The sequence below is a fragment of the Acinetobacter sp. C15 genome, from assembly GCF_013420645.1.
Taxonomy (GTDB): Bacteria; Pseudomonadota; Gammaproteobacteria; order Pseudomonadales; family Moraxellaceae; genus Acinetobacter; species Acinetobacter indicus.
The window spans coordinates 164,040-183,135 of sequence record NZ_VOXR01000001.1; the positions used below are offsets into that span (position 1 = coordinate 164,040).

Below are 19,096 nucleotides of genomic sequence, written 5' to 3' on the forward strand. Positions count from 1 at the left end.
GAGTTTGCATAATTCAATTTGACAAATGCGCACAGCTCATCAAGGATATAGACAAAATAAAATGGATGACGAGCACCTTATGCTGTTAAGCAAAAAACAAAAAACAACACCAAGCTATCAACCTGATATTTTGGGTGCAGATTACCAACAAATGACGCTGGATTTTCCATCTGATTATGAAGGCAAAGTGATTGCTACCTTGGTACGCAAAAAAGCTGAACAGGAAACCCGTAAAGCCGTACTTTATATTCATGGTTTTATTGACTATTTCTTTCAAACTGAAATGGCAGACCAGTTTAATCAGTACGGCTACGACTTTTATGCCTTAGATTTGCGCAAATACGGGCGTTCGCATTTGTCACATCAGCATTGGTACAACGTGCGCAGCTTGTCTGAATATGATGCAGAAATTTCCGCTGCACTTGAGCAAATTGCCGCAGAAGAACATGACTCAGTGATTTTGGCGGGACATTCAACAGGTGGATTAATCACCACGTTATATGTGGCACATCATCCCAATCATCCACTGATTCGCGGCCTATGGTGTAACAGCCCTTTTTATGATTTCAATATGAGCGAAATTGAGAAAAAAGTCGGCATTCCTCGTTTAAGCCAATTAGGCAAATTACTGCCAGAAATGAAATTTCCAAGCCGCCTTAATCCATTTTATGTACCAAGTCTACACAAGCAATATCATGGTGAATGGTTATTTAATTTGGAATGGAAAAAACCGCGCTATCCTAAAGTGCGATTAAGTTTTGTACGTGCAATTCATGAAGCACAAAAGGAAATTCATGCCAGCGTACATTTGGGTGTACCCACCTTAATTATGCATTCGAGTCAAAGTAGTTATCCACGCCAATGGAATGAGATTGCGCAACGCACTGACGTAATTTTAAATGTTGCAGATATGCAAAAATATGGACATCACATGCATGGCGATATTCAGCTTTGCCAAATTGAAAATGGCGTGCATGATTTGGTACTTTCTGCGCCCGAAGTCCGTGCGGAAGTGTATCAGTCCTTGTTTGACTGGTTAAACCGCAAGGGGCTATAAAACTAAAAACTTGAACTAAAGGAAGTGAATTAACGGCTAAATGACTTGATGCATCCCTTAAGCTGTGTATTTTAATAAAATTTGATGTGCAGGATGCCCCTTGGGCATCAATTCAATTAAACGCTCCACTGCGTCAATCGCTTCAGGGCTGCGTGCCAAATGTTTTAGCAATACATCAGTATCTTGTGCATTAAAAATGGCATCACTCAGGCGAGATTCTAAGCAATCTCGCCATGCACATAAAAATGGACTTTCAGTTTTCGCCAAAAATACTCCTGCACACGTTTGTAAGGCAGACTGCACATAACCAGCATCTAAAGCCTGCTCAGCTTGTAAAAAATCGGCTTCTATATGCGCCAAAATTCGGTAAGGACGCGAACCAAGCATCCCGCCTAGAATATCACGTAATTGAGACATCTCAGCTTTAAGCGTGCCCATACTGACTTTACGCTCACCATATAGAGCTTGGTGTAAAGTATCTAAACTCATGCCTTGTGGACAAAGTGCCAAAATCACCAATATTTCAATTTGACGCGGTGTCATCACCACCACTTTGCCATTAAATAACACTTGTGGCACGCGAAACGCGCGAATATAAAGCTGCTGTTTTTGCTGATCAAGCAGTGCATTTTGAATCAAAGAAGCACAGCGTTCTGCTGCCAACATCCCCAAACTGTTATGGTTTTTCCAAGTAGTCGATAAATCAATTACGCCCAATACTTGTTTGGAATAAGGGTCTAAAATAGGCGCTGCATAACAAACCCAGTCATGTAATGATGACATATAGTGTTCACTGGAAAACACACAACTTGCTTGCTGCGTTTTAAGTGACAAAGCCAAAGCATTGGTGCCTACCAACTCCTCACGCCACTGCCCACCCTCTACAAAATGCACCTGTTCCGCCACATTACGCATTTGCGCGCTCGCTGCGGTCCAAATAATTGTACTGCCCACATCGCCCACGGCTGCAACCATGTCGGACTGCTGTGCGATATGTCTTAAATCCTCTGCACAGTTTTGCACAGCACGTTGTAAGGCCGAACCACCATGTGTATGCGTTAGACTATAATTTAACGGGGCTGCCAACCGATCAACAGGAATTTCAGCAATTTGAGAGCGTTGCCATGATTTTAAAATACTCTGCTGAATTTGCTGCGCATGCAGCGGCGATAAACTGCTGCTTTGTCTAAATTGTTCAATATGCTGCCTTTTTTCCAATAGGTCTTGTTTTTTCATCATTATTGATTCTCACAATCCTGTGGGCATTACATCCATTGTACCGCTTACTTTTGTAAGGATTTGTTCGCTGCTTGTAAACCTGCAACTTTCCAACCTTTTTCCAACCTTATATTGGTATGCTAAACAAATAACGTACTAAAGTACCTTATACCTTAGCCGTAAATTTAACCTGATTTTAGATACAGGATTGTGCTAAACGGTAAAGATGACGGCAGATTATAAAAAACCATCAAAGGAAGAGAATTATGCGTTACGTAGATCCCAATCAACCCGGTTCAAAAGTTCAATTTAAAGCACAATACGAAAACTTTATTGGTGGCGAGTGGGTCGCCCCTGTAAAAGGCGAATACTTTGAAAATATCTCTCCTGTAGATGGCAAAGTATTTACCAAAGTCCCACGCTCATCGGCAGAAGACATTGAACTGGCTTTAGATGCAGCCCATAAAGCCAAAGCACAATGGAACAGCTCATCTCCTACAACACGTTCTAACATTTTATTAAAAATTGCAGATCGTTTAGAACAAAATCTAGAATTATTGGCAGTGGCAGAAACATGGGATAATGGTAAGCCTGTTCGGGAAACATTGGCTGCCGACATTCCATTGGCGATTGACCATTTCCGTTATTTTGCAGGCTGTATTCGTGCCCAAGAAGGCGGAATTTCTGAAATTGATGAAGATACCATTGCCTATCACTTTCATGAGCCGTTGGGCGTTGTTGGGCAAATTATTCCATGGAACTTCCCAATTTTAATGGCAACATGGAAACTTGCACCTGCTTTGGCTGCGGGTAACTGTATCGTACTTAAACCTGCAGAACAAACCCCTGCCAGCATTTTAGTTTTGGTCGAACTGATTCAAGATTTATTGCCAGCAGGCGTATTAAACGTAGTCAATGGTTACGGTGTAGAAGTGGGTCGCCCATTGGCAACCAATCCACGTATTGCCAAAATTGCATTCACAGGTTCGACCCAGGTCGGTCAATTGATCATGCAATACGCCACTGAAAACATCATTCCAGTGACTTTGGAGCTTGGTGGTAAATCTCCAAATATTTTCTTTGAAGATATTATGGCGCAAGATGACGACTACTTAGACAAAGCACTCGAAGGCTTTGCTATGTTTGCGCTGAATCAGGGTGAAATTTGTACTTGTCCATCACGTGCGCTCGTACAGGAAAGTATTGCTGACCGTTTCCTTGAAAAAGCGATAGAACGTGTTAAACGTATTAAAACAGGTCACCCGCTTGATACTGAAACTATGATTGGTGCGCAGGCGTCACAAGAACAACAAGACAAAATCTTGGGTTGTATTGCGACAGGTCGTGCCGAAGGTGCGCAAGTTTTAACGGGTGGCGGTGAACGTCATGAAGTTGGCAGTGGTTTCTATATTGAGCCGACAATTTTCAAAGGCACCAATGACATGAAAATTTTCCAAGAAGAAATTTTCGGCCCAGTGCTTTCTGTGACTACATTTAAAGACTTTGATGAAGCCATTAAAATTGCCAATGACACCATTTACGGTTTAGGTGCAGGTGTTTGGTCACGTTCTGCGCACACTTCTTACCGTGCAGGTCGTGCTATTCAAGCGGGCCGCGTTTGGACGAACTGTTACCACATTTACCCTGCGCATGCAGCTTTCGGTGGTTATAAAAAATCAGGTATTGGCCGTGAAAACCACAAGATGATGTTAGAACATTATCAACAAACCAAAAACTTGTTGGTGAGCTACTCAACTAAACCTGCTGGCTTTTTCTAAAGACTCGTCTTTAGGATTCCAACAGCGTTGAAGTTACCGTTTCAAGCTGCGCCCGATGTATTTGCATCGGGCGTTTTTATTGCGACATAAAATGCTATGACTTTCGCAGCACGCTCTTTCAGCGTGTTATAAACCGGAAGATAAAATTAAAAATCTATCCTTTATTAAAGTATTACACTTTAGTTCAGGATTATTTCACGTTACATTAAATCTCCCTTTCAGCCTGAAGTATCTGCCATGTTCGATTTACCCGACACTGTCTATGCCATTCAACATCTTGCATTTGAAGACCTCGGCGCGTGGGAAGATGTCCTGTATGAACAAGGTTTACGGGTACGGTATTTTGAAGCTGGTGTGGAAAATCTAGAAAAGGCGTTTGCGCATGAAGGATTAGTGATTATTTTGGGTGGCCCAATTGGCGTTTATGAAACCACAGACTACCCTTTCTTACAACAAGAAATAGACTTACTAAAAGTACGTTTAGAGAGGAATTTACCCACTATTGGTATTTGTTTGGGTGCACAGCTCATTGCTCATGCCTTGGGTGCCAAAGTCTATGCTGGCCATGCCAAAGAAATTGGCTGGAGCCGCCTCAGTCTGGCAGATGCAGCGCATAACCCACTGGCGGCATTAGCCAACACACCGGTCTTGCATTGGCACGGCGATACTTTTGATTTACCAGCACAGGCTGAATTACTGGCCAGCTCCGACCTGTATCCGAATCAGGCATTCCGGGTCGGACCACATATTCTGGCACTACAGTTTCATGCTGAAGTTGCAGCAGACAGTTTAGAAAAATGGCTGATTGGCCATACCTGTGAATTACGTCAGGCCCAGATTAATATTCCCGCCTTACGCGCCGCTCATCAGCAATACGCGCCGCAACTGCAACAGGTCAGCGCGACGGTTCTGGGTCAGTTTCTGGCCGGCTTAAAATCTCAAAGCTGACCGGAAGCTTTAGATTGCCCTTACATTTATCATCGTCATAAAAAAAGCACCCTGAAGCGGGTGCTTTTTTTAGCTGTTTTTGCAATTATTTTTTCGCAGCAACAGAAGCTTCAGTGGTGATGTTTACAGTAATTTTATCACCTACATTTGGTACAAAACCGGCGATACCAAATGCTGAACGGTCAAATGACGTGGTGGCATTAAAACCAACAGTTGCCGCTTTGGTCATTGGATGTGGACCCTGTTTGTTCAGTACTGCATCCAGAACTACAGGTTTCGTTACACCTTTCACGGTTAAATCACCTGTGATTTTAAAGTTCTTTTTGTCCTGAGTTTCAACTTTGGTACTTTTGAAAGTAATAGTTGGATATTTTGCTGCATCAAACCAGTCTGCTGCCATTAAGTGCTCATCCAGCGCTTTGACGTTGGTGTTCAGGCTGTTTAATGGAATAGTCACGTTGACAGATGATTTTTCTGGCTGTTTCTCATCAACATTAATGGTACCTTGAATGTTAGAGAAGTTACCTGATGGCGTAGAGAAACCAAAGTGATCCCAGCTAAATACAGTTGCAGTATGGGTCGGGTCAATTTGATACGCCACTGGTTTTGCCAACGCAGCTGTTGCTACTGAAGTAACCGCCAAACCAAGTACAAGTGCTTTAAAGTTCATGCTTTTATCTCGCTTTTTGAATGCTTATTAGTGTATAGATTTCTTGTTAGAGTTCATTGCTACAGATAAAACGTTCTGTTGCAGCAATGAAACGATTAACGCATGGATGCCGTTACAGACTTTGTTTATATTGAATAAATCCGGTCTTGTGTGCCACTTTATCATACAATATTTGTGCAGTTTGATTGGCTTCTTGTGTCAGCCAGTAAACCCGGTCGCACTGGCGTTTTTTGGCTTCCATATAGACCTGTTCAATCAGTAATCTGGCCACACCCTGCCCGCGATAATCGGGGTGAGTAAATAAATCCTGCAAATAGGCATAAGGCCTGAATGTCCAGCAGCTGTCATGTTCCATCACATGAACAAAGCCGACCATCTGCTGTTCAAGCAAGGCTGCAAAACCATACATATGCGCAGACTCGGCTGATGTCAGACGCTGCCAGGTATGGGCACTCAGTTCATCTGATAACTTAGTTTGATAAAAGGCCTGATAACCGACCCAAAGTGCTTGCCATTGCGGCTGACTGGTCTGTGCCAAAGGCACAATACTGATTGCTGTCATGTGGGTCTTCTTTTATATCATTCAGCCTTTTAAACTAGCATAAAAAAACGCCCCATTCGGAGCGTCTTTTTTGAAATTTCTGAGCGATTAAGCCGTCAGTTCTTTCACCGCAGCAACTACTGCTTCCGTGGTAATACCAAAGTGCTGGAACAAATCTTTGGCTGGTGCAGATTCGCCGTAAGTGGTCATACCAATCACGCGGCCGTCCAGACCCACAAATTTCCACCAGTAATCCACATGCGCTGCTTCAACTGCAACACGGGCACGGATATTCGATGGCAGAACTGCTTCACGATACGCCGCATCTTGCTGCATGAATTCTTCAGCACATGGCATAGATACCACACGTACACCTTCAAGCTGTGCATGTGCTTCCATCGCCAAGGCCACTTCAGAACCGGTCGCAATGATGATTGCTTTCAATTCCCCTTTTTCTTCAGCCAGCACATAACCACCTTTGGCTGCGTTTTCAATTTGCGCCTGAGTACGCGCCTGGAATGGCAGGTTTTGACGAGAGAAGATTAACGCAGATGGACCTTCCGCACGGCTTAAAGCAGATTTCCAGGAAATCGCAGCTTCAACCGTGTCACATGGACGCCATGTGTTCAGGTTTGGCGTACCACGTAACGATGCAATCTGCTCAATTGGCTGGTGCGTAGGACCATCTTCACCCAGACCGATCGAATCATGGGTATAAACATGAATTACGCGTTGCTTCATTAACGCAGACATACGCACGGCATTACGCGCATATTCCATGAACATTAAGAATGTTGCTACATAAGGAATGAAACCGCCGTGCAGCGCCACACCGTTGGCAATCGCGGTCATACCAAATTCACGTACGCCGTAGTGTACATAGTTACCTGCGGCATTGTCTTGTACGCCCTGGCAACCTTTCCAAAGCGTCAGGTTTGAACCAGCCAGGTCCGCAGAACCACCCAATAATTCAGGTAATAATGGACCAAAAGCCTGTAGCGTATTCTGGCTGGCTTTACGGGTCGCAATGGTTTCTGCTTTCGCGTTCACTTCAGCAATATAGGCATCGGCCTGTGCCAAGAATTCTGCTGGTAATTCACCGCTTAAACGGCGTTTTAATTCAGCCGCTTCTGCAGGATATTTTGCTGCATAGGCAGCAAAAGTAGCATTCCAGGCAGCTTCAGTTTCAGCACCTTTGGTTTTCGCATCCCAAGCAGCATACACATCTTCAGGAATTACAAACGCTTCATCGGTCCAGCCCAGCGCTTCGCGGGTTAACACGATTTCATCATTACCCAGCGGTGCACCGTGGCAATCTTCTTTACCCTGTTTGTTTGGTGAACCTAAACCGATAATGGTTTTACAGATAATAATGGTTGGTTTAGCGGTTTCAGCTTTGGCAGCCACAGTTGCTTCACGAATAGCATCTGCATCATGACCATCAACTTTCAGTACTTGCCAGCCATAAGACAGGAAGCGCTGTTCAGTGTCATCAGAGAACCAGCCTTCAACGTCACCATCAATTGAAATACCGTTGTCATCATAGTAAACCACCAGTTTACCCAGACCTAAAGTACCGGCCAGTGAACATACTTCGTGAGAAATACCTTCCATCAGGCAGCCATCACCCAGGAAACAGTAGGTGTAATGGTCAACCACTTGCATATCATCTTTATTGAACTGCGCTGCCAGTGTCTTTTCAGCCAGAGCAAAACCAACCGCATTGGCAATACCCTGACCAAGTGGACCAGTGGTGGTTTCAACCCCTGGTGCATAGCCGTATTCCGGGTGACCTGGTGTTTTAGAGTGTAGTTGACGGAATGCTTTTAAATCTTCAATTGAAAGATCATAACCGGTTAAATGTAACAGCGCATAATGCAGCATAGAACCATGACCATTGGATAAAACAAAACGGTCGCGGTTAGCCCATTGCGGGTTCGTCGGGTTATGATTTAAAAATTCACGCCACACCACGTCAGCGATGTCTGCCATCCCCATCGGCGCACCTGGATGTCCGGAATTTGCTTTTTGCACGGCATCCATAGCCAATACACGAATTGCGTTTGCAATACGACGTTCATTAAGCGGGGTCGTCATAGGTCAGAGTCCAAATAAATCGTTTAATAAAGGAAGATGAATAGGAATTCAAAACACGTCTATTGTCTTAAAAAAAGCGTATGGGGTAAAGCCTCAGCGGTAATTTTTCGGTATTTATTCGTTTGCCTGCGCATTTTCGTACAATTCCTGACTAGAGGCATGAGAAAATTGAATTTCTGGCGAATAACCGGGTAGCTCATCCGGATTTTCCCGTTACATAACTGACCTGTTTGGATGGTTTTTTATACAAAAAAGCGCTCATTGTGAAATTCATTCAATTTAATTCAAAACTGCACAATCCTGCTCAACAGTAACAGACTTCATTTTAGAGCATGATGACGACCAAAAGATGACAGACAGCATTTTCCCAAAACTCTAAAAACAAGATAATTGGTTGATTCCTAATATAAATTATAAGAATACAGCCGCTTTTAAAATAGTGATTTATTGAATTAAAACTCAAGTTTATCCGGATGATGAATCTATACCGTTTTGGATTTTATATCAGTTTTTTAAATGCCTATATCAGATAAAAAGTCATTGAATTGAAATAAATTCAGCCAATTTGGTCGTATTGAGCTAGTCCTAAAGTCTAACTCGATGTAACATATTGCGTCTTTTGAAATAACTGTGATAGGACTTATGCGCGAGTACGCTGTATTTACCTCGGAATCTGTAAGCGAAGGCCATCCAGATAAAATGGCTGACCAAATCAGTGATGCCATTTTGGATGCAATCTTAAAAGAAGACCCATATGCGCGGGTTGCTTGTGAAACGCTTGTAAAAACCGGTGCGGTCGTACTTGCGGGTGAAATCACAACCACAGCCAATGTGGACTTTGAAGCGATTGTACGTCAAACCGTAAATGGTATTGGCTATCATCATTCTGACCTCGGCTTCGATGGTTCAACCTGTGCCGTGATTAACATGATTGGTAAACAGTCACCAGAAATTGCTCAAGGTGTAGACCGTCAAAAACCTGAAGATCAGGGTGCTGGCGACCAGGGCTTGATGTTTGGTTATGCCAGCCGTGAAACGGATGTGCTGATGCCTGCGCCAATTTCTTATGCGCATCGCTTAATGGAAAAACAGGCTGAACTGCGTCGTAGCGGTGCCCTGCCTTGGTTACGTCCAGATGCGAAAAGCCAGGTCACTTTTGCTTATGAAAATGGCAAACCGGTACGTTTAGATGCGGTGGTGCTGTCAACCCAGCATGATCCTGAAATCAGTCAAGCACAGCTGAAAGAAGCCGTAATTGAAGAAATCGTGAAAAAGATCATCCCTGCGGACATGTTCCATGCCGACACTAAATTCCACATCAACCCGACCGGGATGTTTGTGATTGGTGGCCCAGTGGGTGACTGTGGTCTGACTGGCCGTAAAATTATTGTAGATACCTACGGTGGTATGGCGCGTCATGGTGGTGGTGCCTTCTCTGGTAAAGACCCATCGAAAGTAGACCGCTCCGCTGCTTATGCGGGTCGTTATGTGGCGAAAAACATCGTGGCTGCTGGCCTTGCTGACAAATGTGAAATTCAGGTGTCTTATGCAATTGGTGTGGCTGAGCCAACCTCAATTTCAATTAACACCTTTAACACCGGTAAAGTGGCTGATGAACTGATTGTTCAGCTGGTTCGTGAACACTTTGACCTGCGTCCATACGGCATTACCCGTATGCTGGACCTGTTACAACCAATGTACAAACAGACTGCTGCCTACGGTCACTTTGGCCGCGAAGGTTCAGACACTGCCTTTACCTGGGAAAAAACCGACAAAGTCGATATCTTAAAAGCGGCTGCTGGCCTTTAAGCTTTAAAGATATTAAAAGACCCATCCGAGTGATGGGTTTTTTATTGTCTGCTTTATCGCGATTCTGGGCAGAAATATCATTTTATAAAAACATAAACTGTTTACAATAAGATGGAACATTTAAAACAGGATGAACATGATGGCGGTAATTCTTCAGGTTGATTTCCCTTCAAATGGCCCTTTTGGCGCAGAAATGGCCACGGCCTATCGCGAGCTGGCAGCCAGTATTAATCAGGAACCGGGTCTCATCTGGAAAATCTGGACCGAAAATAGTGACACCCAGCAGGCTGGCGGAATTTACCTGTTTGATACAAAGCATCATGCAGAACAATATTTACAGATGCACACGGCGCGTCTGCAAAGTTTTGGCATCGACAAGATTTGCGGGAAAATTTTTGACATTAATACTGAACTGTCGGCACTGAATCAGGCCACTTTTCTGGCGTCATCCCGCTAAACAAAAGTTGAGTTAAGCTCATCAGATTCAAGGAATCCAGTTAGCTGGATTCCTGTTTTAAGACTTCCAATAAAGTCGGCTGTGTCGGGGTTTCCTGATGGTCCTGCAAATAGACATGCACGACTTTAAAAATAACCGCAAAGGCCAGACAACTTAAAATACAGAACATCCAGAAACCATAAGGACTACGAATATTGTGTGAACCGCAATTTGGACATTCTTTTTCTGTTGACGACACCACTTGATTGCAACATGAGCAATGGTATTGATGGTACAGCATAGGCAGTTCTCCTAATTTACTGTAATTCTTGTTTTTATTTTTACATCATGCGAAAAACGCTTTTTGTAATATTGTTTTATCTTAGGTGAGCCTGTGTAGCATAGCAAGCCCTATTACTAGTGAGTCTATGTAAGCTTAAGTAAACTCTGCCTGCTTTTGTTGGCTTTATTTATCTTTTTATGCACGCTTTCAGGCACTTAAGCCACTGCTTTAACACTGTATTACTCTGCCGATAATTTTATCGGACTGCTCTTAAGCCAGATGCATCCGGCTGCCCTTTTGTTTAAACTAGCGGACTGAAATGTAGGAGGATGAAAATGGTACAACTGATCAAAAAAGGCGGATTACGCGAACGCGCCAACCGCAGCCGCCGTTTTCATGGCTCTGAAAATACCGAAACCACGCTAGCGCCGAACCGTTATTCATCTGCCCATAAAAAAGCAGAAACGGCTGTTTCTGCTTTGGTCAATGAACAGGATCAACCAGGTTCTGAATCAGAACATACCGATGGCGTCATAGCCCAGCCACAGGGCAAAAATCAGGAATAAGGCGCCCGATAAAATATCAATATAACTGCCTGAACGCTGGTACACCACCTTAATTTTCGGCTGTGACAATAACAGCATCAGTAACACAAAGGTCAGGAAGGTTTGCAGCGGAATAATCACCGCCAGCTGTGCTTTTAAATAATCACTGGCCGATGAACTGAGCGCCAATGAAAATACGCTACTGAAATAAATCAGGGTTTTAGGATTAGATAAATTGGTGAACAGGCCCAGTAAAAAATAGTTTTTCTGTGCAGAGCTCTGTGCCTGCACATCCTCCAGTGCACTAGACTGTTTTAAACTGCGTAGTCCGCCACTGAGCATGGCCCAGCCCATTTTCGCCAGAAACAAACCGCCTATCAGCATCAATACCTGCTGAATCCATGGAAACTGCTCGACCAGAACGGTAAAGCCCAGCAGGGTTAAAACCACCCACAGCACAATGCCCAATGAAATTCCGGCAATAATATGAATGGTATTGCGACGTGTGGTCGATGCCGAGCTTTTGGCAATCAGAATAATATCGGGGCCGGGACTAAGCTGTGCCACAAAATGTAAGGCACAAATGGTCAACAGTAAGGACATAACACAGGGAGAAGCTTAAAAAGTCATTTATTATATCGCCCGTTCAAAAATATACGAGCACTGCAAGCATAAAAAAACCGAATCCTTGCAGATCCGGTTTTTCAAATAAAGATGGCTTAGTGTTTATTCACATCTTTCATTTCAATTTTTTTTGCTTCTGGCGTCACTTCGCGCGCTTCACCATCAATAATAGTCGAGTCGCGGCCCGCCTGCTGGTTTTGCATGTCCTGCATCTGACGCATCAGATCGGCGAACGGATTCTGGCCTTGTGCACCACCACCCATGCCATTCATATCGCCCATCATGCCCCCCATCATCTGGTTCATCATGGCTTGCTGACGTTTCATCATCGCTTTCATCATGGCCGCTTTAAAGGCATTTTGTACGCCCGGAATCATAATCAGCACAGCCAGCACATCGGTGATCAGACCTGGAATCAACAGCAGGAAACCTGCAAAGATTTTAGGCAAGTTATTGCTTAATGCCGGATCTGCACTCATTTGTCCCATCTGCATCTGCTGCATTTGTGGCATGATGCCCGCAGAATACTTACGGATCAGATTCATACCAATAAAGAAGGCGGCAATAAACCAGAAGAACACGTACCACATGCTACCGACCAGGTCACCCACGCCGATCCAGACGAATACTTCCAGAATTAAACCAGCCAGAATAATAAGAAATAATTTCATGAAAATTAATCTAATCTCAACAAAATAAATAGAGTGCAGGCATCAACTGCTTAATCAGCATCAAGCTTTTTTTTGACACGCTTATGTAACAATATGGGCATTATTCTATTTTTAAAGTGCAGGCCTGTCATTAATATTTTCAATGACAGGCCTGAGCTTTATGCTGTAGCACGATAAAAATAAACATAAGCCGCATACGCGAGCAGCAGCCACAGCCCGATAAACACTGCCGCAGCCAGCGTACTGCGCGGCTTTTGACTGGCCGCTTCAGCTTTGTCACGGCAACGCTGCATAATTTCGGCAGGCACCAGACGCATCACCAGCAAAATACCCAAAGGCACCAGAATCAGATCATCCAGATAACCCAGTACCGGAATAAAATCCGGAATCAGGTCGATGGGAGACACCGCATAAGCGGCCACCAGCAGCGCCGTCAGCTTGGCCAGTAATGGCGTGTCGGGATCACGTGCGGCAAACCATACGGCATATACATCGCGTTTAATCTGCTTGGCCCAGTGTTTCAAGCGGTCTATCCAGCCTGACATGATCAATCTCGGTTTGACTGTAGATGCACAGTATAAACCTCGAAGCTTAAGCCAAAATGAAGATGCCGCCTTTTTACCAAGCTGATCTGTATATCATCCCTGCTATTTTTCATTTCAGTTCCGGCAAGCTAGAGGCATTGTTGATAGTCTTAATCGTCCCCACCGGTTGCTGCAAATTCCCTCACACAAAACAGCTGTAAAATCATATAATTCATTCTGATGTAATTTTTTAAGGCTTGGCATGTCACTGATTATTGGTATCGATCCCGGTTCCCGGCTTACCGGTTACGGCATTATTGAGCATGATGGCTCAAAACTGCGCTTTGTAGATGCCGGCACCATTCGGACCGAAACCACCGAAATGCCTGAACGCCTGAAACGTATTTTTGGTGGTATTGACCGGATTGTAAAATTCCATGGCCCGACCGAGGCCGCGGTAGAACAGGTTTTTATGGCACAAAACCCGGACTCTGCGCTGAAACTGGGTCAAGCGCGTGGCGCTGCCATTGCCGCACTGACCAATCTGGATTTACAGGTCGCCGAATATACCGCCCGCCAAATCAAGCAGTCTGTGGTCGGCTATGGGGCAGCCGATAAAGAACAGGTGCAGATGATGGTGATGAAGCTGCTGAATTTAAGCATTAAACCACAAGCCGATGCAGCCGATGCGCTGGCTGCCGCCATCTGTCATGCCCATGCCTCCGGCAGTATGAGCAAAATGGCAGTACTGAATGCCTTGGGCGGTATGGCACGCGGCCGTAGCCGCTCCAGCAGCAGACGGCGCTAAGCGGTAGTGCCCTTGATCCCGAGATGTCCAAACCGGGAGTTGCCACCTAACGGATCATCTGAAAATGGGTGTATTCACGTTCTGCCGGATCAAACGGGATGCGCTCAATTTTAGTGACCTGTGCCCGCAATGGTCCAACCAGACTGCGTTTCAGAATTTCCTGAATCTGCATTTCCTTGCCAATAATTTCTGCTTCGACATCACCATTGTCCAGATTTTTGACATAGCCGGTTAGCTGCAGTTCTTGCGCCTGCTGTTCAAACCAGCGGCGATACCCCACGCCCTGCACATTTCCCTGAATAATAATTTTAAGTGCCTGCATCTCTCACCTGTTCACGACCTGATAAATGGCCTGATTCATCTGCTGTGCCTGAAGTCCGCGCATACCAGATTCGGCCAGTACATCTCCAGCTTGCGCATGTAAAGTGACAATCTCATGTAAACTGAGTTTAGTATGATATTGCGCTTTTAAACTGGCGATCATGCCGGACAAGACATCGCCCATGCCGCCTGTGCCCATTCCGGCATTGCCGGCAGTACATAGCCAGAGCTGATCTTCCAGAATCAGGCTGCCCGCACCTTTAAGCACCCACTGGCCGCCATAACGAGCCTGTAATTCCTGAATAGCCTGTAAGCGGTTCTGCTCAACTTCCATTGTCGTTAGGCCTAAAAGTTTCGCCGCCTCACCCGGATGTGGCGTTAAATAACTACCTTCAGGTAACTGCTGCGGATGTGCGGCCAGAAACCATAAGGCATCGGCATCGAGTACCCGTTCCAGTTCAGCCTGTAACAGTTTCGGCAACCACATCGCATATTGACAAGCCGCCCAGTCATCACGTCCAAGTCCCATACCAAAACAGATGGCATCGACCTGCTGTAGCAGCTGTTCAAGGGCATCATCCTGCAAGCTGTTAATATCACGCAGCATGATATTCGGAGCGCGACTTAAAATGGCGGTATGATGTTTGGCATCACAGACCACGGTTACTTTGCCACAGCCAGCCGCAAACGCCGCTTCCGCCGCCATTATTACCGCGCCGCCCATATCGGCATGACCGCCGACCACCAGCACATGCCCATAACTGCCTTTATGACCAAAAGCCTGACGTGGCGGCAACTGAATCTGGGTGGGTGCCAGCTGGGCGATGGCGTGTAATTCGGCATCGGGAGGAATGGCGGCAATCACTTCCACCTGTCCGGCGTAGGCTTTGCCCTTACCGGTAAAGAGTCCGGCTTTTAAACCCAATACGCTATAGGTCAAATCAGCCTGAATTGCGCAAGGTAAAGGCTGACCACAATTGGCATCCAGGCCACTTGGAATATCAATCGCCACTTTCAAGCCGCGCTGCTGATTCATCTGATGAATAATCTGTTGCCACTCAACGCTCAGTTCACGATTCAGGCCAATCCCAAACAGCGCATCGATATAGACCTCATACGACTGCTGAAACTGAAAGCCAGATTGAATATCCAGGCCAGCCGCTCGAGCCTCGTGTTCAGCCTGCTGCAAATCAGGCGAAGGTCCGGGTTCAGCCGCATAAATATGCACCTGAAAACCAGCCTGCTGTAAATATTTGGCCAGCAGATAGCCATCCCCGGCATTATTGCCCTGCCCGCAGCAAACCGCCACTGTCTGATATTTATGTTGCTGTAAAACGGGAATGATACGCTGGGCAATTGACCAGGCCACCTGCTGCATCAGACCATAAGACGAGTTTTGCCGAGCAAACCAGCGCTGCTCCCATGCTTGAATATCACGGCTATGATAAACTTGTGGATGCATTGTTTTTCCCTTGTTTTGTCATTATGAACTCATCGCCTGCCATGCAGAATATTCCGGTCAGTCAACTTGATCCCGTCCAGTTAAAAGCATGGATTAAAGCGCAGGCTTTAGCACTGGGCTTTGCTGATTGTGTCATTGCCCGGCCCGATGCTCAAGCAGAATTACCCCGTTTGGAAGCCTATTTAGCGCAAGGTTATCAGGCAGATATGCATTTTCTGGGCGAAAATCTGGAGAAACGTGCCAACCCGGCCTTACTGGTGCCGGGCACCAAAAGCATTATTTGTGTGCGCATGAATTATCTGGTCGATCGGCCTACACCACGACGCGTGCCAGATGCACCCAATAGCGCCATTATTGCGCGTTATGCCCGCGGCCGCGATTATCATAAAGTCATGCGCGGTCGTCTTAAAACTCTGGCCAGCCTGATTCGGGACAAAGTTGGTGATTTTGAATCGCGCCCTTTTGCCGATTCAGCCCCCATCTTTGAAAAATCGCTGGCCGAAAGTGCCGGCATGGGCTGGACCGGTAAACATACCCTGCTGATTCATAAAAAATCCGGTTCGTTCTTTGTATTAGGAGAACTGTTTAGTTCGCTTGAGTTACCGTTTGATGAACCGGCCACGGCGCACTGCGGTTCCTGTAGTGCCTGTATCGACATCTGCCCAACCAAAGCCATTGTCGAGCCCTATGTGCTGGATGCTGGCAAATGTATTGCCTATTTAACCATTGAATACAAAGGCATTATTCCTGAAGATTTGCGCCGGCCGATTGGCAACCGGGTCTTTGGCTGTGATGACTGCCAGTTAATCTGTCCCTGGAACAATTTTGCCCAGCTCACCCCGCTGGATGATTTTTCCCCGCGTCATGGGCTGGACCGGATGAGCCTGCTGGAGCTCTGGCAATGGGATGAAGCCACCTTTTTGGCCTGCACCGAAGGCAGTCCGCTCAGACGGACCGGTTATCAGAGTTTTAAACGCAATATTGCGATTGGTCTGGGCAATGCACCTTATTCCGCAGATATTATTGCCCAGCTACAACAGGCCAAAACGCTGCATGATGAGGTGGTGAATGTGCATATTGACTGGGCCATTCAGGAGCAGTTGACCAAATCTGCATAATTTTTCATTTCTTTACCTGAGCTCACAGATCCCCACACAAGCCCTACAGCGCGTGATACTGAATTGTGGCTCAATAGAGGAATCCAACAGAAAAGATGTTGTCATCAGGAGGAATTTATCATGCAAACGCATCATAAAAACCAACAGCAGCAGAAAAAACAGCAAAAGCAGCAACTTGAACAACAAACTGAACATTTAAAACAGCAACAGCAGCAACCCCAAGGGCCTATTGATAGCCCTAAAAACAACCAGCATGAACAGGATGACCGGATGCTGAATAAACAGCACCGTGCCGATCTGCAAAACCAGAACATGCACGGCAATCATCGTGAATAATGCTGAAGTTCATGTTCCCTCACTCAACAAAGTCCACTTCAGGTGGACTTTGTTTTTGGATTACGTCATATTTTGCTAATGAAGCGCCTGCCGCTTTTGCTTAATATGTAGTATGCAAAATATGGATAATTAGGGACAGACTTATGAGCAGTATGCGTCCGGTACGTAATGATTGGTCTCGTGAAGAAATTGAGGCACTTTATCAGCAACCGTTTTTAGATTTGGTTTTTGAGGCGCAGCGTGTACATCGTGAGCATTTTGCTGCCAATACCATTCAGGTGAGTACCTTACTCTCGATTAAAACCGGTAAATGCCCGGAAGACTGCAAATACTGCTCTCAATCGGCTCATTATGATTCACAGCTGGAAGCTGAAAAACGTATTGCCGTTGAAAAAGTGATTCAGGAAGCCAAGGAAGCGCTGGAATCAGGTTCTTCACGTTTTTGTATGGGCGCAGCGTGGCGCAATCCGCATGAACGCGATATGCCTTATGTGCTGGAAATGGTGCGTGAAGTAAAAGCGCTGGGTCTGGAAACCTGTATGACGCTGGGTATGCTGAACCAGTCTCAGGCAGAACGCCTGAAAGATGCCGGCCTGGATTATTACAACCATAACCTCGATACTTCGCGCGAATACTATGCCAATATTATTAGTACCCGTAGCTTCGATGACCGTTTAAATACCCTAGAGCATGTACGTAATGCCGGCATGAAAGTCTGTAGCGGCGGCATTGTCGGTCTAGGTGAAGATACTCAGGACCGTATTGGCCTGTTACATGAACTGGCCACCTTGCCGATTCATCCGGAATCTGTACCGATTAACATGCTGGTCCCAATTGAAGGGACGCCACTGGCCGATGTAGAAAAACTGGATGTCACCGAATGGATTCGTACCATTGCCGTGGCACGCATTATCATGCCAACCAGTTATATCCGCCTGTCTGCCGGTCGTGAATCTTTATCTGATTCAGATCAGGCCCTGGCTTTTATGGCCGGTGCCAACTCACTGTTCTCGGGTGAAAAGCTGCTAACCACCCCAAATGCCGGTGAAGGTAAAGACCGTCAACTGTTCCAGAAACTGGGACTGGTGGCGGAAAAAGCCAAACCGACCGTTCAGGAACTGTCGGTAGATGCGATGGCGGTTTAATCCGCATCACACGAAAAAGCCCATCTTCTGGATGGGCTTTTTTATGAGGTAATTAACAGACCATAATTGGCATTCAGATACATACCCGGTTTAATCAGATCGGCACCATTGGCATGATAAACCGTGAGTTCCTGCTTGATGACATCAAAATGAAAGGCATCAAAACAGTCCTGATGCTGACACAGCCAGGCCAAGGTATCGCTGAGCTGATCATCTACAATATAGGTCGGGGCATTAAAATCTTTGGCCATGTGCATTCAGTTATAGAGAGATGACAGGATTTTAGCCTGAAATGGCAGTAAATAAAGCAGCTTGCAATGAGATTTAGATATTTAAAGGCTGAGATGAGCCTGCGCGGATGTTAATGCAATCTATAAACAAAAAGAAGTGAGTCTAGCCCACTTCTTTTTCGAATCCGGTTTGATCCCCTCTATGATTTATTGGCCCCACACTTACGACACTCAATATGCGCACCAATTTCCTCCATTTGCTCATATTCATAAATATGTAAGCAGAAAAAGTTTTTTAATAATTGAAGCATCCTAACACTCCTATTTTTGATTATTTTTTCATTCAGCTTCTTGCCGCTTATTTCATCCTGAAACAAGCATAACCAAAATTGGTTATACTCATTTTTTAACACATTTTTTAAAAAGATCAAGTGTTATTTCAAGGACTTCTTTTGAACGTCATTCATCATACTTA

The 19,096-nt window shown here is 45.3% G+C and carries 21 protein-coding genes; 10 read left to right on the top strand and 11 right to left on the bottom strand.

Going from position 1 to position 19,096, the window contains the following annotated elements; genetic code table 11:
- The first annotated feature begins 61 nt into the window (after nucleotides 1-61).
- Nucleotides 62-1,057, top strand: a complete 996-nt coding sequence (locus FTT63_RS00800; RefSeq protein ID WP_180191881.1) for an alpha/beta hydrolase — start codon at nucleotides 62-64, stop codon at nucleotides 1,055-1,057.
- Nucleotides 1,058-1,114: 57 nt separating this feature from the next.
- On the opposite strand, the gene FTT63_RS00805 is transcribed toward FTT63_RS00800, so the two are convergent.
- Nucleotides 1,115-2,296 (bottom strand): transcriptional regulator, encoded by a 1,182-nt coding sequence (locus tag FTT63_RS00805; protein ID WP_168406582.1) that lies wholly within the window; start codon nucleotides 2,294-2,296, stop codon nucleotides 1,115-1,117.
- A gap of 245 nt (nucleotides 2,297-2,541) precedes the next feature.
- Here FTT63_RS00805 and FTT63_RS00810 point away from each other — a divergent pair, with 245 nt between their 5' ends.
- On the top strand, nucleotides 2,542-4,053 hold the full coding sequence (locus FTT63_RS00810; RefSeq protein WP_016658247.1) for an aldehyde dehydrogenase family protein: 1,512 nt from the start codon (nucleotides 2,542-2,544) through the stop codon (nucleotides 4,051-4,053).
- Between the two features lie 237 nt (nucleotides 4,054-4,290).
- Nucleotides 4,291-5,001: a glutamine amidotransferase gene (locus FTT63_RS00815; protein ID WP_127799377.1), complete on the top strand. Its 711-nt coding sequence runs from the start codon at nucleotides 4,291-4,293 to the stop codon at nucleotides 4,999-5,001.
- Between the two features lie 85 nt (nucleotides 5,002-5,086).
- On the opposite strand, the gene FTT63_RS00820 is transcribed toward FTT63_RS00815, so the two are convergent.
- The 3 genes from FTT63_RS00820 to tkt form a co-directional block, all read right to left on the bottom strand.
- Complete coding sequence (locus FTT63_RS00820; RefSeq protein ID WP_005177424.1) at nucleotides 5,087-5,671, bottom strand: YceI family protein; 585 nt, start codon at nucleotides 5,669-5,671, stop codon at nucleotides 5,087-5,089.
- 112 nt (nucleotides 5,672-5,783) lie between these two features.
- Nucleotides 5,784-6,233: an N-acetyltransferase gene (locus FTT63_RS00825; RefSeq protein ID WP_127799375.1), complete on the bottom strand. Its 450-nt coding sequence runs from the start codon at nucleotides 6,231-6,233 to the stop codon at nucleotides 5,784-5,786.
- A gap of 87 nt (nucleotides 6,234-6,320) precedes the next feature.
- Nucleotides 6,321-8,309, bottom strand: a complete 1,989-nt coding sequence (gene tkt / locus FTT63_RS00830) for a transketolase (protein ID WP_127799373.1) — start codon at nucleotides 8,307-8,309, stop codon at nucleotides 6,321-6,323.
- A 642-nt stretch (nucleotides 8,310-8,951) separates the two neighbouring features.
- Between tkt and metK the strand changes: the two genes are divergently transcribed.
- The gene (gene metK, locus FTT63_RS00835; RefSeq protein ID WP_005177421.1) at nucleotides 8,952-10,118 is read left to right on the top strand and encodes a methionine adenosyltransferase; all 1,167 of its coding nucleotides are present in this window, start codon (nucleotides 8,952-8,954) and stop codon (nucleotides 10,116-10,118) included.
- Between the two features lie 139 nt (nucleotides 10,119-10,257).
- The gene (locus FTT63_RS00840) at nucleotides 10,258-10,575 is read left to right on the top strand and encodes a monooxygenase (protein WP_127799371.1); all 318 of its coding nucleotides are present in this window, start codon (nucleotides 10,258-10,260) and stop codon (nucleotides 10,573-10,575) included.
- Between the two features lie 40 nt (nucleotides 10,576-10,615).
- Here FTT63_RS00840 and FTT63_RS00845 read toward each other — a convergent pair whose 3' ends face one another.
- Nucleotides 10,616-10,852 (bottom strand): hypothetical protein, encoded by a 237-nt coding sequence (locus FTT63_RS00845; RefSeq protein ID WP_373685659.1) that lies wholly within the window; start codon nucleotides 10,850-10,852, stop codon nucleotides 10,616-10,618.
- A gap of 320 nt (nucleotides 10,853-11,172) precedes the next feature.
- Here FTT63_RS00845 and FTT63_RS00850 point away from each other — a divergent pair, with 320 nt between their 5' ends.
- The gene (locus tag FTT63_RS00850) at nucleotides 11,173-11,403 is read left to right on the top strand and encodes a hypothetical protein (protein WP_127799367.1); all 231 of its coding nucleotides are present in this window, start codon (nucleotides 11,173-11,175) and stop codon (nucleotides 11,401-11,403) included.
- Here FTT63_RS00850 and FTT63_RS00855 read toward each other — a convergent pair.
- The 3 genes from FTT63_RS00855 to FTT63_RS00865 form a co-directional block, all read right to left on the bottom strand.
- Entirely contained in the window at nucleotides 11,350-11,985 is a 636-nt protein-coding gene (locus FTT63_RS00855) for a LysE family transporter (protein ID WP_127799365.1), read from the bottom strand. The two genes, FTT63_RS00850 and FTT63_RS00855, sit on opposite strands and share 54 nt — an antisense overlap.
- Before the next feature lie 116 nt (nucleotides 11,986-12,101).
- Nucleotides 12,102-12,677, bottom strand: coding sequence for an FxsA family protein (locus tag FTT63_RS00860; RefSeq protein ID WP_016658253.1), 576 nt, complete (start codon nucleotides 12,675-12,677; stop codon nucleotides 12,102-12,104).
- 158 nt (nucleotides 12,678-12,835) lie between these two features.
- On the bottom strand, nucleotides 12,836-13,222 hold the full coding sequence (locus tag FTT63_RS00865; RefSeq protein ID WP_127799363.1) for a YkvA family protein: 387 nt from the start codon (nucleotides 13,220-13,222) through the stop codon (nucleotides 12,836-12,838).
- Nucleotides 13,223-13,463: 241 nt separating this feature from the next.
- On the opposite strand from FTT63_RS00865, the gene ruvC reads away from it, so the two are divergent.
- Nucleotides 13,464-14,009 (top strand): crossover junction endodeoxyribonuclease RuvC, encoded by a 546-nt coding sequence (ruvC, locus tag FTT63_RS00870; protein WP_127799361.1) that lies wholly within the window; start codon nucleotides 13,464-13,466, stop codon nucleotides 14,007-14,009.
- 46 nt (nucleotides 14,010-14,055) lie between these two features.
- Here ruvC and FTT63_RS00875 read toward each other — a convergent pair whose 3' ends face one another.
- A complete protein-coding gene (locus FTT63_RS00875) occupies nucleotides 14,056-14,331 on the bottom strand; it encodes an acylphosphatase (RefSeq protein ID WP_104472592.1) in 276 nt (91 codons plus the stop codon).
- A gap of 3 nt (nucleotides 14,332-14,334) precedes the next feature.
- Nucleotides 14,335-15,792, bottom strand: a complete 1,458-nt coding sequence (locus FTT63_RS00880; RefSeq protein WP_180191882.1) for an NAD(P)H-hydrate dehydratase — start codon at nucleotides 15,790-15,792, stop codon at nucleotides 14,335-14,337.
- 41 nt (nucleotides 15,793-15,833) lie between these two features.
- On the opposite strand from FTT63_RS00880, the gene queG reads away from it, so the two are divergent.
- The 3 genes from queG (at nucleotide 15,834) to bioB (ending at nucleotide 18,391) form a co-directional block, all read left to right on the top strand.
- On the top strand, nucleotides 15,834-16,910 hold the full coding sequence (queG, locus tag FTT63_RS00885; protein WP_180191894.1) for a tRNA epoxyqueuosine(34) reductase QueG: 1,077 nt from the start codon (nucleotides 15,834-15,836) through the stop codon (nucleotides 16,908-16,910).
- 120 nt (nucleotides 16,911-17,030) lie between these two features.
- Nucleotides 17,031-17,246, top strand: a complete 216-nt coding sequence (locus tag FTT63_RS00890; protein WP_180191883.1) for a hypothetical protein — start codon at nucleotides 17,031-17,033, stop codon at nucleotides 17,244-17,246.
- Between the two features lie 143 nt (nucleotides 17,247-17,389).
- Nucleotides 17,390-18,391, top strand: a complete 1,002-nt coding sequence (gene bioB, locus FTT63_RS00895; RefSeq protein WP_016658258.1) for a biotin synthase BioB — start codon at nucleotides 17,390-17,392, stop codon at nucleotides 18,389-18,391.
- 41 nt (nucleotides 18,392-18,432) lie between these two features.
- Here bioB and FTT63_RS00900 read toward each other — a convergent pair whose 3' ends face one another.
- Nucleotides 18,433-18,642, bottom strand: coding sequence for a hypothetical protein (locus tag FTT63_RS00900; protein ID WP_075166751.1), 210 nt, complete (start codon nucleotides 18,640-18,642; stop codon nucleotides 18,433-18,435).
- Nucleotides 18,643-19,096 lie beyond the last annotated feature (454 nt).

Bases quoted from the DNA above. Each gene is read 5' to 3' on its own strand.
- bioB (WP_016658258.1), top strand. From the start codon at position 17,390: ATGAGCAGTATGCGTCCGGTACGTAATGATTGGTCTCGTGAAGAAATT.
- FTT63_RS00800 (WP_180191881.1), top strand. From the start codon at position 62: ATGGATGACGAGCACCTTATGCTGTTAAGCAAAAAACAAAAAACAACA.
- FTT63_RS00900 (WP_075166751.1), bottom strand. From the start codon at position 18,642: ATGGCCAAAGATTTTAATGCCCCGACCTATATTGTAGATGATCAGCTC.
- FTT63_RS00875 (WP_104472592.1), bottom strand. From the start codon at position 14,331: ATGCAGGCACTTAAAATTATTATTCAGGGAAATGTGCAGGGCGTGGGG.
- metK (WP_005177421.1), top strand. From the start codon at position 8,952: ATGCGCGAGTACGCTGTATTTACCTCGGAATCTGTAAGCGAAGGCCAT.
- FTT63_RS00825 (WP_127799375.1), bottom strand. From the start codon at position 6,233: ATGACAGCAATCAGTATTGTGCCTTTGGCACAGACCAGTCAGCCGCAA.
- tkt (WP_127799373.1), bottom strand. From the start codon at position 8,309: ATGACGACCCCGCTTAATGAACGTCGTATTGCAAACGCAATTCGTGTA.
- ruvC (WP_127799361.1), top strand. From the start codon at position 13,464: ATGTCACTGATTATTGGTATCGATCCCGGTTCCCGGCTTACCGGTTAC.
- FTT63_RS00860 (WP_016658253.1), bottom strand. From the start codon at position 12,677: ATGAAATTATTTCTTATTATTCTGGCTGGTTTAATTCTGGAAGTATTC.
- FTT63_RS00815 (WP_127799377.1), top strand. From the start codon at position 4,291: ATGTTCGATTTACCCGACACTGTCTATGCCATTCAACATCTTGCATTT.
- FTT63_RS00865 (WP_127799363.1), bottom strand. From the start codon at position 13,222: ATGTCAGGCTGGATAGACCGCTTGAAACACTGGGCCAAGCAGATTAAA.
- queG (WP_180191894.1), top strand. From the start codon at position 15,834: ATGCAGAATATTCCGGTCAGTCAACTTGATCCCGTCCAGTTAAAAGCA.
- FTT63_RS00820 (WP_005177424.1), bottom strand. From the start codon at position 5,671: ATGAACTTTAAAGCACTTGTACTTGGTTTGGCGGTTACTTCAGTAGCA.
- FTT63_RS00810 (WP_016658247.1), top strand. From the start codon at position 2,542: ATGCGTTACGTAGATCCCAATCAACCCGGTTCAAAAGTTCAATTTAAA.
- FTT63_RS00805 (WP_168406582.1), bottom strand. From the start codon at position 2,296: ATGATGAAAAAACAAGACCTATTGGAAAAAAGGCAGCATATTGAACAA.
- FTT63_RS00880 (WP_180191882.1), bottom strand. From the start codon at position 15,792: ATGCATCCACAAGTTTATCATAGCCGTGATATTCAAGCATGGGAGCAG.
- FTT63_RS00890 (WP_180191883.1), top strand. From the start codon at position 17,031: ATGCAAACGCATCATAAAAACCAACAGCAGCAGAAAAAACAGCAAAAG.
- FTT63_RS00840 (WP_127799371.1), top strand. From the start codon at position 10,258: ATGGCGGTAATTCTTCAGGTTGATTTCCCTTCAAATGGCCCTTTTGGC.
- FTT63_RS00855 (WP_127799365.1), bottom strand. From the start codon at position 11,985: ATGTCCTTACTGTTGACCATTTGTGCCTTACATTTTGTGGCACAGCTT.
- FTT63_RS00850 (WP_127799367.1), top strand. From the start codon at position 11,173: ATGGTACAACTGATCAAAAAAGGCGGATTACGCGAACGCGCCAACCGC.